The organism is Streptomyces sp. NPDC001970, assembly GCF_053594115.1.
This window is the reverse complement of record NZ_JBSFDW010000039.1, coordinates 41,342-55,829: the sequence shown is the minus strand read 5'-3', so window position 1 is coordinate 55,829 and position 14,488 is coordinate 41,342. Positions and strand designations below refer to the sequence as shown.

Sequence of the window (14,488 nt, the reverse complement as noted above, 5' to 3'; positions counted from 1 at the left end):
ATTGCAATTCACCTACCAGGCGCTGCCGATGCGCGTGAGATTCGGTGTAGGCAGCATCTCGTTTCTGCGGGAGGAGATGGATGTTCTCGGGCTGAAACGAGTGCTCGTGCTCTGCACACCCGGGCAGCAGGACAGTGCCCGGATGATCGCAAAGACACTGGGCGACAGGACGGCGGGAATCCATGCGGGTGCCCGAATGCACGTGCCCGTCGACGTTGCCCAGCGGGCGCGCGAGGTCGCCTCCCGAGTTGGAGCCGACGGGTGTGTGGCCGTCGGCGGGGGTTCCACCATCGGCTTGGGTAAGGCGATCGCGCTGGAGTCCGGCCTACCGATCATCGCCGTTCCCACGACCTACGCGGGTTCAGAGATGACTTCGGTGTGGGGGCTGACCGAGAACGGAGAAAAGCGCACCGGCAGGGGTGCTCGGGTGCTGCCCCGCAGCGTGATCTACGACCCCGAACTCACCCTGCAACTGCCCCCCACCCTGTCGGTCACCAGCGGCATGAATGCCATCGCCCACGCCGTCGAAGCCCTCTACGCACCGAACGCCTCGCCCGTCATCTCGCTGATGGCCGAAGAAGGAGCCCGGGCGATGGTCCAGGGCCTTCCACGGGTCGCAGCCGAACCCACCGATGAGGAGGGTCGCACCGCCATGCTCTACGGAGCGTGGCTGTGCGGAGCGTGCCTGGGTGCCACCACGATGTCACTCCACCACAAGCTCTGCCACATTCTTGGCGGTGCCTTCGGCCTACCTCACGCCGATGCGCACACGGTCGTGCTCCCGCACGTGCTCGCCTTCAACGCACCGGCCGCCCCAGCCATGGCAGCCGCGCTTGGACGAGCACTCGACACCAACTCGCCGGCACGCGAACTCCACGCACTCGGCACGGCGTTGGGAGCCCCGCGATCGTTGGGTGAACTGGGCCTGCGGGAGACTGACCTGGACCTGGCCGTAGAGCTTGCCACGCGCAATCCGTACGCCAACCCCCGTCCCGTCACTCCCGAAGGCGTCCGCCACATCCTCATGGCCGCGCTCAGCGGCCGGCCACCAGCCGAATCAGGTGCCTGACGGTGGCGATGGCAGGGCCTCGCATGGTTGACGATGATGAGCCTTCGACCTGTGGCGTCCAAGGCCACCCCACCCCGCGGCCGCGTTCCCAGCACCAAGACCCCGAGGCAATCGTGACATCTAACCAACTGTCGCCGCAGAGCACCGGCCAGGTGTGGCGCAAACAAGCCGACGTCCCGGTCGACTGGACCGGTTGTGTCCTGACGATGGGCGTCTTCGACGGCTTCCACCGCGGTCATACCAAACTGGTCAGCCGCACATGCCAGCACGCCGCACGCACCGGCCTCCCATCCGTGCTGCTGACTTTCGACCCTCACCCCCTGACAGTGATCTGCCCGGACCGTGCGCCACGGATGTTGCTGACGATCCGCGAACGCATCACACTTGCTCACCATCTCGGTATTGACGTCGTCTTCGTCCTCCCCTTCACCGATCTGCTCGCGCACACCACGGCCGAGGAGTTCGCTTCGAAGGACATCGCCGAAAGGTTGCGTGCATCCGTCGTGGTCGTGGGTGACAACTTCCGCTTCGGGAAAGGCGGTCGCGGCGATGTCGACACGCTCAAACGCACTGGTGCAAGGAACGGATTCACCGTCGAAGCCGTCGGAGCCGTCGAATACGATGGCCAGACTTGCTCTTCCACCCTGGTGCGCAACCATCTCGACATCGGCGACAGAGCAAGCGCTGAGAAACTACTCGGCCGCCCTGTCACATGGGAGACGCCTGCGTGACGCCCACAGCCGCAGAACGACCGGGATGATCACAGGTGAGGGCGCGGGATGGTGTCCCACGTGATGGTCTAGAGGCAATGCCGTGACTCTGTTGGTGATGTTGGCGGGGTGCTGACGACCGGGCCGGTGGGTGCGTGTCTGGTGGGAGCGAGGCGTTGTCGGCGGTGGGGGTGGTCGCGGTGTCGCTGCGGCCGGAGAGCTATCAGCGGATCCCGATCTGGACGGTGCGGACGGCGCGGGCCGCGTGTCCGAGGGGCACGCTGTGGATTCCCGGTTCTGAGCTGTGGTCGATGAAGGCGTTGAGGTGCGGCTCCGTAGATTGAGTGAGACAAGTGGGTTCCCGCTGATCTGCGCCTTTTATCAGGGAATACTCTGCTGAGTGCTTCTTTGGTCAAGGATTTGATGCCTTGTGGCCTGCGATCCCGTTGATTGACGAGAAACGCGCATCTATCGTGAGAAACCCAAGGGCTTCGCCAGGTATCAGAAGTCACGGTCGTGCCGGGGGGTTAGCTTGCGCAGCTTCGGCTGAGCCCCAGCGGACGAAGTCCACGCTGCCTTCTCCAGCGTCGATGGCTATCGCGTACTGGGCGTAGCGCCATTCGTTGCGGGAGCGGGACTCGGTGAGGACAGCCTGGCAGGCTACGTCGGTGGCAACGTTTGCCCATCTCTCCCGCGTGGGCTGGTTCCATTCGGGCTTCTTGCCCCATACGTACATCACGGCCTCGTCGGGGGCGAAGCCGACGGACATGTTGTGGTGGTCGAGCCACTCGGGGTTGTGGGTGCGGGAGTTGCCCTGCCATTCAGAGATAATGGAATTCACGCTTTTCTCGGCCACGCGGATCTCGTTCGTGTCCGTGCTGGGGATCTGTGCCTGCTCCAGCCCGGTGTCGGTGGGTTGCCACCATGAAATCGAAGCGGGACGCCAGGGCCGCGAAGCGGTTCCTGGCCAAGCTGATGAAGAAGCAGCGGCGGGTTCCGCGGGTGCCTGGTCACCGACAAGCTCCGCTCCTGGGGCGCCGCCCACCGCGAGCTGATGCGCTCGGTCGAGCGCCCCTCGCACAAGGGCCTGAACAACCGGGCCGAGAACAGCCACCAGCCCACCCGGCAACGCGAACGCGCCATGAAGGGTCCGCACCGTCGGCGCGGCCCAGCGGTTCCTGTCCGCGTTCAGCGGCATCTCGCCCACTTCCAGCCCCGCCGCCACCTGATGACAGCCCCCGGACACCGAGCCGGGATGACCAACCACTTTGCGATCTGGGACCAGATCACCGGCGCTGTCGGCCGGTCCACCACGGCCTGAACACAGGCCCGGACCGCAAGCCCACCACGCCCCGACGCACCGTCAGACACCCGCACACCCAACAACGTGACAGCGTCGTCAGGCGGGCTGAACGCTCACCATGTCGAGATCCGCGAGGGGGATCTCATGCCCATGCGTGTCGGAGATGAGGCCGACGTGCACGGAGTGCCCGGACGAGCGTTGGCGGCGCAGGACGGCGGGTCCGGACGGGTGTGGGCAGTGGCGGTCCCCCCACTGTTGCAGGGCGGCAAGAATGACGAGTAGCTCCTCGCCCGCTGGGGTGAGGTGGTAGCTGACGCGGGTTCTGCTACCAGGCTCTTGGTAGGTCTGGTTTCGCAGGACACCGGCGTCCGCAAGCTTCTTCAGGCGGGTGGTGAGGAGATTGGGTGCGACTCCCAGCACCGACTGGATTTCGGCGAAGCGGTGCCTGCCACTGAAGATCTCGCGGATGATCAGCAGGCTCCAGCGCTCGCCAAGCACCTGCAAACTACGCTGGATGGAGCACCGCGATTCTTCGGATGCCATGTCTTCCTTCCTTATTGCCGGCCGACCGGGCCTCCGGATCAGAGGCTGACCGGGGTCCGGCCGGCACCGGTCACACTATCTCGGACAGCCGATGTCCCGGCCGGCCGAGGCCGGGAGTGCGTACGGCGGGCGACCAGCGCGGCCGCCCGGCCGACGACGCGCCCACCCCGGCGCCGGCCGAGGCTGTCATCCTGCACGGCATCCCGTGATCACAACGGATAGTCCTGGAACACTCCGGGTGCGGTGTCGCAGGCGTCCTTCTCAGTTGGTCTCTGCGACCTGCTTGCCGAGATCCAGTTCGATGCCGTCCGGCTTCTGCAGGCCAAGCTCGAAGAGGCGCCGTACGCGGTGTTCGTTCTCCGGCCGTCCTGCCGTGCGGAAATAGGCAGAGAGGGCGGTTCCGAACTCTTCGTCCGGAATCGGGGTACTCGCGTCGATGAGGGCTTTGGTCTCGGCTACGGCGACCTTGTCGAACCCTGCGATGCGGCGGGCGAAGGCATCGACGAAATCATCCAGCTCGCCCTCGGGAAGGACGCGGTTGACGTAGCCGTACTCGGCCGCCAGCTCCGCCGTGAAGTCGTCGGCTCCGAGCAGGATCTCCATCGCGCGGCCTCGGCCCACCAGCCTGCTCAGGCGCCCCGTCGGGTTGCCGCCGGGCACGGCCCCGACGCCGACCTCGAACTGCCCCAGGATGGCGTGGAGTCCGGCGAAACGGATGTCCGTGGCCAGCGCGAACTCGCTTCCCGCTCCCCGGGCTCGCCCCTTGATCGCGGAGATCGTGACGGCCGGGACCTTGCTGAGGCGGATGAGGTTGTCCGAGTACGGATGGAGTCCTGTGGGGCCTGGCTTCATGGCGGCCACACGGGCGCCGTCCGCCAGGAAGTCGAAGTGCGCCATGAAGAAGTCGGGGTTGGCGCTCTGGAAGACGACCACGGTCAAGTCAGGCGCCTGCTCGATGCGGTCCACCAGAGCGGCAAGCTGCTCGATGGTATCCACGTCGATGAGGTTGATCGGGCCGTTGGAGAAGGTCACCTTCCAGTAGGACGGCGACACTTCGTTCACATGGAACTGCTGTGCATCTGTCATGGGCAGGAGGCTAGCTGACTACAACATTAGAATCTAGCTCCTGCAGACGACGACGTTGGGGACACGGCGCCTTCGGAAGGGGCTCCGGCTCTGCCGTGCATACGTAGCCGCCTACGACGAAGTCGGCAGGTCGAAATCCGCAGTTGGGCGGATCAGGGGTTCCGGGCAACCTTCCCGCACCCGCCGCCACACCGACGAGCATCTGACTTGCAAAGCTGAATCCAGTACTGCATGCTTCTCCTGGTCCTGCGGATGGCGATCACGCGATCACCTCCTGAATGCAGGTCAAGTCCCTTGACGGCCGAGCCCAGAGCTCCCACCCCTCCCTGTTCCCCGCCTCACTGGAGTCACTGTGAGCCAGTCACCCGTTTCGCTGCCGCTCGCCACCGAGGCCTATCTGGCCGCACTGCGTGAGGAGGTGGCGGCGGTCGAGCAGTTGCTGAGCACCACCGACCCGGGCGTCCCGGTGCCCACCTGCGGCAGCTGGACCATGCACGAACTGGGCGCCCATATGGGCCAGGTGTACCGCTCTGTGGCAGCCGTGCTGCGGACCGGGGAGCAGCCCAGCGAGCAGTTCGCCCCGGCGCCCGGGGAGCAGATCGCCGACTGGTACGCCGAGGGTGCGGCCTCGCTGCTGGCCACCCTGGAGAAGACCGACCCCACCGCACCGACCTGGGCGTTCGGCCTCGAGGATGCGGTGGCGGCGCTCTGGTTCCGCCGCGTGGCCCAGGACACGGCCGTCCACCTGGTCGACGCCCAGCTGGCCACAGGGGCCCCGGTGCACGTCGATCCGCTGATCGCAGCCGACGGCGTGGACGAGGTGTTCACCCTGATGGTGCCCATGGTCTGGTCCGGCAGCGAGCCGAAGCCGCTGCCGGCGCCCGTGGCGCTGCGCACCACCGACTCCGGGCACGGCTGGCTGATCCAGCCGGGCGACATCCCGAAGGCCCGGCCGGCGGACTCGGGGCCCGCTGCGGCCACGGTGGAGGCCACCGCCGCCGAGCTGCTGCTCGCCCTGTGGAAGCGGCAGCCCGTCAGCCCGGAGTGGATCAGCGGTGACATCACCGCGGCCAACGCCCTGCTGACGGCCCCGCTGACGCCCTGACTTTCCATTACCCAGCGACCCTTCATCACCCGGCCCAAGCCGCGGACGGGGCGCACTGCACACCGGACGGCACACTCATCCGGGCCGAACAGCAGCCTCACTGCTCAAAACGCGGTGGCACTCCGATGCCCCGCACGCGCTCCCGTCTTCGGCGTGACGCCTCTCCATACAAACCGCACAACCTCAGGAGGTCTTGCCGTGTCCGACATGCTCCCGCCGCACTCTCGACGGAGATTTCTCTCCACCTCGGCCGCCGCGATAGCCGCAGCAACCGCCGGAACCCTCGGTCTGCTCCCCACCCAGTCGGCTGCAGCGGCGGAAGCAGGATCCCGCCGCGGACGGCCGGCGGGCGGCCGTGTGAAGGGCCCCGGCAGCGTCTCGCGGGCTCCGCACCTCCCGCCAGGGTTCACCAAGACGTTCACCAGCCGGTTCATCACCGCCAATGGACTGCGCCAACACGTGGTCATCGGAGGCGACGGGCCGGCGCTGCTGCTCTTGCACGGCTGGCCCCAGACCTGGTACGCCTGGCGCCTGCTGATGCCCACGCTGGCCAAGGACTTCACGGTCATCGCCGTCGACCAGCGCGGCATCGGCCTGACCGACAAGCCCGAGGGCGGATACGACACCCGCACCATCGCCAACGACCTGGTCGCGCTGATGGACGCACTCGGCCACCAGCGGTTCGCCGTGGCCGGCCACGACACCGGAATGCCGATGGCCTACGCCCTGGCCGCGGACCACCCCGAACGGATCGACCGCCTGATCGTCGCCGAGGCTCCCCTCCCGGGCATCAGCGACTCGCCGCCGCTGTTCGGCAACGCCTGGCTCAACGACAGGGTGTGGCACATCGGCTTCAACCGGCTCACCGAAGTGAACGAGCAACTCGTCAGGGGACGCGAAGACATCTTCTTCGGCTACGAGTTCGACATCAACGCCGTGAAGAAGCTGCCCGATCACGCTGTCAGGCACTACATCCGTACGCTTGCCTCCGACCGCAACGCCCTGCACGCCAGCTTCAACTTCTACCGCGCGTTCGACACCATCGTCGCCGAGAACACCGAACGCATGAAGCACCGGCTGACCATGCCCGTCCTGGCGATCGGCGGAGCGGCAAGCCTCGGTGAGGGGGCGGCGATCACAATGAGAGCTGTCGCGGACGACGTGCAGAGCCTCGTCATCCCCGACTGCGGCCACTGGGTCGCCGAGGAGGCCCCTGAGGAAATGCTGGCGGCGCTGACCGCGTTCCTGGCCCCGTACCGCGACCGAGGGTGAGGCGCGCGGCCGCGGCCGAGCACCGGCGCGTAGCCGGCCTCCCGGGATCGCGCCCGGGTGCGGCTCGTCGGCATCCACTGCCATTGGCCGCCTGTCGCACCGCCCATCGCTACACTGGGGCTTTCTCGGCGCGTGCGGGATCGAGCCGGTGACGGCGCTGAGGCCGCAACGGCAATGGAGCGGCGTTTGCAGTGGACGAACAGGCCGCAGTCCGGGCGGCGTCCGCGTTCCGGGGCACGGCGGCTTCGATGGCGCGGACCAGGACGGTGCGGTCCTCGCCGGCGGTGTCCGAGCAGCGCTCGGCCAGTTGCCCACGGTGGGGCGGACCTGGCGGCCAGACGGTGGGCCTGGTCGCCGCAATACGCCGGGGCGGGGTCGACTCCGTCGAAGACGCCGCCCAGCTGCGCCACGCTGCACACCGCCGCGCCGCCGGGCACTTCGGTGCCCGGCGGCGCGAGGGAGTCGGGGCGCCATCGCCTTCCTGCGAGGTGGTCATGGGGCCGCCCTGCCGGGCGGCCGGCCGGTCAGGGCCGTGCCTGTGCCTCCGTGAACGCGGCGGTGAGCTCCGCCGTGGTGACGATGGCATGGGCGTAGGTGGGGCCGTTGAGCTCGTGCGCGGCGTGCATCCGCTCGGGGGCGAGGGCGGCGGTGGCGTCGCGGACGAGGGTGACGTGGTAGCCGAGTTCCATGGCGTATCGGGCGGTGGCCTCGACACAGGTGTCCGCGAGCAGGCCGACGACGGCCACGTGGGTGATGCCGTGCTGCCTGAGCTGGAAGTCCAGGTCGGTGTTGGCGAACCCGCTCGCCCCCCAGTGCTCTGAGGCGACGACGTCGCCCGCCTGCGGCTGGAAGTCGGGATGGAACTCCCCGCCCCAGGTGCCCCGGGCGAAGCTGTGGTGCTCCTTCTGATGCCGCTGCCCGGACGCCAGGTGGGCCCAGGTCTCGTAGTCGCCGGGCTGCCAACGGCGATGCGGGACGAACACCACGCGTACGCCGGTCTCGCGGGCGGAGCCGACCATGGCGCGCAGATTGTCCAGCAGGCCGACCTCCTTCGCGATGGGCTCCACACGCGGCCAGACCTCGCCGCCCTCGGAGATGAAGTCGTTGTAGGGGTCGACCAGCAGAACCGCAGTGCGGCGGGGGTCATACGTCTCGGACACGGGTTCCCTCCGGAATTCGGATGATGAGCGGCACGGTCCCGGCGGGCCCCGCGCTGCGCATCCCGGCAGGGCGCCACAACGCCGCTGGCTGGCGCCACCACGCTCCCGCCACGAGCGAGGGCCTCTGCCGCGACAGCGGGCAGGTCTCCGATCCCACTGAGCAGCAATACCCTCAGCCGGCCGCAGCAGCACTCTGCCTGAAGTGTGACACCGCGCCGGAAGAAGACGAACTACAAGAACGTGTAGTTGAAGACTGCCGCGTCGCCGTCCGGTGTGGGCGGGCCGTTCGACTCGTCGCCCGTCCGTGCTCGGGGCGTTCCCTCCGCCGCTCCTGCTGCACATACACCAGCTGTGGAGGGTTGGCAAGCTCATGCGCACCGATGCCCTACAGAACTTTGTAGTACTGGGGCGATCCGGGGCATTCCGGCGGCGCGAGGGTTGATGAGTAGCGCCCCGCAAAGGGCGACAGTGCATCAATGATCGACCCCGCGGAGGGGAGCATCCCCATGACCCATACCCAGTCCGTGTCGCAGGCGACGAGTGGCGGCGTTCCGGACCGCGTTCCTGTGATCGACATCTCCGCCACCGGACCCGGTGACACGCCTGTCCTTCAGCTCATGGAGCTGGCCCGGAGGCATGGCCCGGTCTTCATCCAGCGCCTGCACGGCCGCGACACGCTCTTCGTCAGCGGACTGGACCTGGTCACGGAGCTCGCCGACGAGCAGCGCTTCGCCAAGGCCGTGACCCCGGCGCTGGTGAACGTGCGGGAGTTCGCCGGCGACGGCCTGTTCACCGCCTACAACCACGAGCCGAACTGGGCCAAGGCGCACGACATCCTCATGCCCGCCTTCGCCCTGGGATCGATGCGCACCTACCACCCGGTGATGGTCAAGGTCGCGCGCCGGCTCATCGACACGTGGGAGCGCCACGCCGCCGCCGGGGCCCCCGTGGACGTGCCGGGCGACACGACCCGGATGACACTGGACACCATCGGCTTGGCCGGCTTCGGCTTCGACTTCGGCTCGTTCGAGCGGGATGAGCCTCATCCGTTCGTCGGCGCGATGGTGCGCTGCCTGGACTGGTCGATGAACCGGCTCGCCCGCGTTCCCGGCGTGGACTACCGCGAGCGCGACGAGGCGTTCCGCGCCGATGCCGCGCACCTGGCCGCCGTGGTCGACGAGGTGATCGCCGCCCGGACTGCCGAGGCGCCCGGCGCCGAGCACAGCGACCTGCTGGCGCTCATGCTTCAAGCGGTCCACCCCTCCGATGGCACCACCCTGGACCGGGAGAACATCCGCCACCAGGTGATCACCTTCCTCATCGCCGGACATGAGACCACCTCCGGCACCCTGGCCTTCGCTCTCTACCATCTGGCCAAGCACCCGGCGGCCCTGCGGCTGGTGCAGCGGGAGGTGGACGAGCTGTGGGGGGACACCCCCGATCCGGAGCCCACCTTCGAAGACGTCGGCCGCCTGCGGCTGACCCGTCAGGTGCTCAACGAGACGCTGCGGCTGTGGCCGGCGGCACCCGGCTTCGGGCGGCAGGCCCGCCAGGACACCGTCCTTGGTGGACGGATCGCGCTGCGCGCCGGCCAGGACGTCCAGGTCATCACCCCGATGCTGCACCGCGACCCGGCGTGGGGCGACAACCCGGAGGCCTTCGATCCCTTCCGCTTCTCCCCGGAGGCCGAAGCGGCACGCTCCCCGCACGCGTTCAAGCCGTTCGGTAGCGGTGAACGGGCCTGCATCGGGCGGCAGTTCGCGCTGCACGAGGCCACCATGCTGCTCGCCATGCTGGTCCACCGCTACCGGCTGATCGACCACGCCGACTACCAGCTGCAGGTGAAGCAGTCCCTCACCATCAAGCCGAACGACTTTACCCTCACCCTCCTCCCACGCGCCGCGGACGACCGGGCCGCGAACCGGGCCGCGCTCCCCGCCGCTGACCCGGCGCAGGAAGCCGTCACCGAGGAGGGCGGCCCGGACCTGCCCACCAGGGTGCGTCAGGGCACCGGCGCGCTGCTGCTGCACGGCTCCAACTACGGCACCTGCCGCGACTTCGCCGCCCGGCTCGGCGACGCCGCCGCCGAACTCGGCTGCGACACCGCCATCGCCCCGCTCGACGCGTACGCCCAGGGCCTGCCCACCGACCGGCCCGTGGTGATCGCCGCCGCCTCCTACAACGGTCAGCCGACCGACGACGCCGCCGCATTCGTCGGCTGGCTTAAGAACGCAGCCCCGGGCGCCGCCGACGGAGTCACCTACGCCGTCCTCGGCGTCGGCGACCGCAACTGGTCCGCCACCTACCAGCGCATCCCCACCTTCATCGACGAGCGCCTCGCGGCCCTCGGCGCCACCCGCATCCTGCCCCGCGCCGAGGCCGACGCCTCGGCCGACCTGACCGGCAGCGTCAAGGAGTTCACCGCCGTGCTGCGGACCGCCCTGCTGGAGCACTACGGCGACCCGGACAGCACCGGCGCGGCGCCCTCGGCGCCAGGACAGGACGGCCCGGCGTACACCGTCACGGAGATCACCGGCGGCCCGCTCGCCCCCCTGGCCGTGCGCCACGGCATGGCGGCGATGACCGTCACCTCCGTCGGCCACCTCAGCCGCCCGGACTACCCGCGCGTCAAGCGGCTCGTCCGCCTGGCCCTGCCCGAGGGCGCCACCTACCGCACCGCCGACCACCTCACGGTGCTCCCCGCCAACGGCCCGGCCCTCGTCCAGCGCGTCGCCGACCTGCTGCGGGCCGACCTGGACACCGTTGTGAGCGTCGTTGCCGGCCGTCCGCGCGGCGACGGCCTCGCCATCGACCGGCCGCTGACCGTAGGGGAACTGCTGACGTACCACGTCGAGCTGCAGGACCGTCCGAACGCGGACCAGCTGAACGCCCTGGCCGAGCTCAATCCCTGCCCGCCCGAGCAGAAGGCCCTGCGGGCTCTCGCGCAGGACGCGGCGGCCCGGGCCGCCGACCACCGCACCCTGCTGGACGTCATCGAGGACCACCCGGCCCTGCGCGAGACCATCAGCTGGTCCATGCTGCTGGAGCTGCTTCCGCCGCGACGGCCCCGGCACTACTCGATCTCGTCCTCGCCCGCCGAGGACCCGCACCACGCCGACCTGATGGTCTCCCTGCTCGAGGCGCCCGCCCGCTCGGGACGCGGCACCCACCGGGGCACCGGCTCCGGCTACCTGAACACCGTGCGCATTGGTGACACCGTGCTCGCCCGTGTCCAGCCCTGCCGGGAGGCCTTCCGCATCCGCCACGACGACGTCACACCGGTCATCATGATCGCTGCCGGGACGGGCCTCGCCCCCTTCCGCGGAGCCATTGCCGACCGCCGGGCACTCGTCGCCGCCGACACCCCGCTCGCGCCCGCACTGTGCTACTTCGGCTGCGACGCCCCCGACGCCGACTACCTGCACGCAGCAGAGCTGCACGAGGCCGAGCACGCCGGGGCGGTGTCCATGCGCCCGGCCTTCAGCACGGTCCCCGTCGAGGGCCGGCGCTTCGTCCAGGACCGCATCACCGCGGAAGCGGACGAGGTCTGGGAGCTCCTTCAGGCCGGCGCGGAGGTCTACGTCTGCGGAGACGGCGCCCGCATGGCCCCCGGCGTCCGGGAAGCCTTCCAGGCCATGTACCTGAAGCACACTCCCGGCGCCCAGGACGCGGAGGCCCACGAGTGGCTCCAGCGGCTGATCGCCCAGGGCCGCTACGTCGAGGACGTCTACGGCGGCTGACCCCCTTGTCCCCGCGCGGGAAGGCCGCCTGACCTTCCCCGCGCGGCCCACCGCCGCCGGCCGAAGACCCCCCCCACCAAGAGACTCGAGGTCCATGCCATGGACACCATGCTTGCCGGGCGCCTCCACCTGGACACCCTGAAATTCGCTGTCGAAGAGGTCCCCGTTCCCGCCCCCGGCCCCGGAGAGGTGCTGATCGAGGTCAGGGCCGCCGGTGTGTGCCTGTCCGACGTCCACCTGATCGACGGCAGCCTCAAGCCCTTCCACCCCGTCGACGCTGTCACCCTGGGCCACGAGGTCGCCGGCGTCATCCGCACACTCGGCCCGGGCCTGCTCGGCGACTGGGCCCCGGGCATGCGCGTCGCCCTCCAGGCCGGCCAGCCCTGCGGCCACTGCGCCAACTGCACGCGCCGCCTGCGCCCGTGTCCGAAGGCCCTGACCCGCGGCGTGGACTACGACGGCGGCTGGGCCCAGTACGCCCTCGCCCGCGAGGACACCCTCGCGATCCTGCCCGACCAGCTGCCGTTCGACCAGGCCGCCATCATTCCCGACGCCGTCTCCACCCCCTACGCGGCCATCGTCGAGACCGGCCAGGTCCGCCCCGCCCAGGCCGTGGGCATCTGGGGCGCAGGCGGTCTGGGCGCCCATGGCATCCGGCTCGCCCGGCTGGCAGGCGCCGCGCCGATCATCGCCGTCGACCCGCTGCCCAGTGCCCGCGAACGGGCGCTCGCCTTCGGCGCGGATCTTGCCCTCGACCCGGCCGACCCCGGCTTCGCCGAGGCCGTCCGCCAGGCCACGTCGGGCCTCGGCGTGGCCGCGGCCTTCGACTTCGCCGGCGTTCCCGCCGTCCGCGAACAGGCCGCCACCGTCCTCGCCCGGGGCGGAGTGCTCATCCTGGCCGGCCTCACCCCGAAGCCGCTCACCCTCACGGACAGCACCCGATTCAGCTTCCTCCGCAACGAGGTCCGCGGCCACTACGGCTCCGGGCCTCAGCATGTCGAAGAGCTGATCCGTCTGGCCTCCACCGGCCGCCTCGACCTGGCCGCCTCCATCACCGCCCACATCCCCCTCGCCGACGCGGCCGACGCCGTCACCAGGCTGGAACGCAAGGAGGGAGCCCCGATCCGCCTCGTGCTGATCCCCTGAGGACGGCACCGACCGCTGCGGCACCGCAGCACGGTGACCATTTCGCCGACCTCGCGAGCCTTCGGCGTATGCGGCCGTCGCCGCGAAGTCCGGCCCCAGCCGGCCTGGGCGCTCTCCGACCGGTCCGGTCGGAAAGCGAACAACCACCTCTGACCCGAGGGAAGTCACCCGCATGCGCCACAAGCGCACCGCCCGCCATCTGGTGGGCCACCTGCTCAGCGAGCGCCATACCGTCCGCCGTGTGGTGGGCCATCTGGTCATCGCGCTGCTGATGTGCCTCGGCATGGGCCTGGCCTACCTCGGCGCTTTCCACGCGCCGCAGGCCCACGCGCACGATCTCAAGGTCGCTGTGGTCGGCACCTCGGAACGCAACCGACTGCTGGCCCAGGCGATCAAGGACGAGGCCGGTGACGCGGTGGACGTCACCACCGTGCCCGACCGGGCCGCAGCGAGGCACCAGATCATGGACCGGGATCTGGTCGGCGCATACGTACCCAGCTCCAAGCGCCCCGAGCTGCTGGTCGCCAAGGCCAACTCCAGCACCTCCGCCACCGCGGCCGAGGAGATCTTCACGGCGGTGGCCGCCAGGCAGGACGACCCGCTGAAGGTCACCGACCTGTCCCGGCTGGCCAGCGGTGACCCCGACAATCAGGGCCTGTTCTTCGTGCTGATCGCGCTGACCATCGGAGCCAACGCCGGCGCCGTGGCCATCAGCACGGCCGGTGCCGCGCTCAGGGTATGGACCCGGGCAGCCATCGGCATCACCGCCGCGCTGGCGCTCAGCGTCATCGGGGCGGTGCTGGCCGGTCCGGCTTTCCGCATCGTCGACCACAACCTGGGGGGAGTGTGGGCCATAGCCTGGCTGTACACGGCGGGAACCATCACCTTCGGTATCGGCCTGCACACCTTCCTCAAGCGCTTGACGAGGCTGGTCCTCCTGGTGCTGTTCATCATGCTCAACTTCACCACCTCCGGCGGCGTCCTCGGCCCCGAGTTGCAGAACGGCTTCTTCGGCGCGCTGCACGCCTTCTGGAACGGAGCCGGCTTCGTCGAAGGCGCTCGCAGCCTGCTCTACTTCGACTCGGCGGGACTGGGCGGCCGGATACTCTCCCTGGCGCTCTGGCTGGTCGCGGGCCTACTGCTCGTGGCCACGGCCGCGGCGGCCGAGCGGCGCAGGCACCCTGCCCCGCCGGCCGTCTCCCCGACCGAGGCGAACATCGAGGAGGAGATGAGCGAGGCCGCGGCCGTGTGACCCTCCGTCAGGGAGGCTCCACAGCCCGGTCGCTTGGGACGCCTGTGGGGGCGGGCTTGTCCGGGTGTGGGAACCACCGCGGCGATCGAGGACATTCGATGT

General features: G+C 69.5%; 11 protein-coding genes and 1 pseudogene. 8 read left to right on the top strand and 4 right to left on the bottom strand.

Annotation, left to right across the window (positions count from 1 at the left end):
- Positions 1-28: 28 nt before the first annotated feature.
- Positions 29-1,069 carry a maleylacetate reductase gene (locus tag ACWCP0_RS34205; protein ID WP_451082669.1) on the top strand — a complete coding sequence of 347 codons (1,041 nt, stop codon included), beginning with the start codon at positions 29-31 and terminating at the stop codon, positions 1,067-1,069.
- Between the two features lie 23 nt (positions 1,070-1,092).
- Positions 1,093-1,800 carry a hypothetical protein gene (locus ACWCP0_RS34200; RefSeq protein ID WP_451082641.1) on the top strand — a complete coding sequence of 236 codons (708 nt, stop codon included), beginning with the start codon at positions 1,093-1,095 and terminating at the stop codon, positions 1,798-1,800.
- Between the two features lie 487 nt (positions 1,801-2,287).
- Here the strand turns inward: ACWCP0_RS34200 and ACWCP0_RS34195 are convergent, their stop codons facing one another.
- Positions 2,288-2,620, bottom strand: coding sequence for a hypothetical protein (locus ACWCP0_RS34195; RefSeq protein WP_451082640.1), 333 nt, complete (start codon positions 2,618-2,620; stop codon positions 2,288-2,290).
- Positions 2,621-2,715: 95 nt separating this feature from the next.
- Here ACWCP0_RS34195 and ACWCP0_RS34190 point away from each other — a divergent pair.
- Positions 2,716-3,100: pseudogene (locus tag ACWCP0_RS34190) on the top strand (DDE-type integrase/transposase/recombinase); the annotation flags it as partial.
- A gap of 78 nt (positions 3,101-3,178) precedes the next feature.
- Here ACWCP0_RS34190 and ACWCP0_RS34185 read toward each other — a convergent pair.
- On the bottom strand, positions 3,179-3,625 hold the full coding sequence (locus tag ACWCP0_RS34185) for a winged helix-turn-helix transcriptional regulator (protein WP_451082639.1): 447 nt from the start codon (positions 3,623-3,625) through the stop codon (positions 3,179-3,181).
- A gap of 261 nt (positions 3,626-3,886) precedes the next feature.
- Positions 3,887-4,711, bottom strand: a complete 825-nt coding sequence (locus tag ACWCP0_RS34180) for an enoyl-CoA hydratase/isomerase family protein (protein ID WP_451082638.1) — start codon at positions 4,709-4,711, stop codon at positions 3,887-3,889.
- A 352-nt stretch (positions 4,712-5,063) separates the two neighbouring features.
- On the opposite strand from ACWCP0_RS34180, the gene ACWCP0_RS34175 reads away from it, so the two are divergent.
- Both ACWCP0_RS34175 and ACWCP0_RS34170 read left to right on the top strand, forming a co-directional pair.
- Positions 5,064-5,816, top strand: coding sequence for a maleylpyruvate isomerase family mycothiol-dependent enzyme (locus tag ACWCP0_RS34175; RefSeq protein WP_451082637.1), 753 nt, complete (start codon positions 5,064-5,066; stop codon positions 5,814-5,816).
- A 207-nt stretch (positions 5,817-6,023) separates the two neighbouring features.
- The gene (locus tag ACWCP0_RS34170; protein ID WP_451082668.1) at positions 6,024-7,088 is read left to right on the top strand and encodes an alpha/beta fold hydrolase; all 1,065 of its coding nucleotides are present in this window, start codon (positions 6,024-6,026) and stop codon (positions 7,086-7,088) included.
- 524 nt (positions 7,089-7,612) lie between these two features.
- Here ACWCP0_RS34170 and ACWCP0_RS34165 read toward each other — a convergent pair.
- Positions 7,613-8,248, bottom strand: coding sequence for an isochorismatase family cysteine hydrolase (locus ACWCP0_RS34165; RefSeq protein WP_451082636.1), 636 nt, complete (start codon positions 8,246-8,248; stop codon positions 7,613-7,615).
- 506 nt (positions 8,249-8,754) lie between these two features.
- Between ACWCP0_RS34165 and ACWCP0_RS34160 the strand changes: the two genes are divergently transcribed.
- The 3 genes from ACWCP0_RS34160 (at position 8,755) to ACWCP0_RS34150 (ending at position 14,386) form a co-directional block, all read left to right on the top strand.
- Positions 8,755-11,988 carry a bifunctional cytochrome P450/NADPH--P450 reductase gene (locus ACWCP0_RS34160; protein WP_451082635.1) on the top strand — a complete coding sequence of 1,078 codons (3,234 nt, stop codon included), beginning with the start codon at positions 8,755-8,757 and terminating at the stop codon, positions 11,986-11,988.
- A gap of 99 nt (positions 11,989-12,087) precedes the next feature.
- Positions 12,088-13,134, top strand: a complete 1,047-nt coding sequence (locus tag ACWCP0_RS34155) for a zinc-binding dehydrogenase (RefSeq protein ID WP_451082634.1) — start codon at positions 12,088-12,090, stop codon at positions 13,132-13,134.
- Between the two features lie 172 nt (positions 13,135-13,306).
- A complete protein-coding gene (locus tag ACWCP0_RS34150) occupies positions 13,307-14,386 on the top strand; it encodes a hypothetical protein (protein WP_451082633.1) in 1,080 nt (359 codons plus the stop codon).
- Positions 14,387-14,488: the final 102 nt, after the last annotated feature.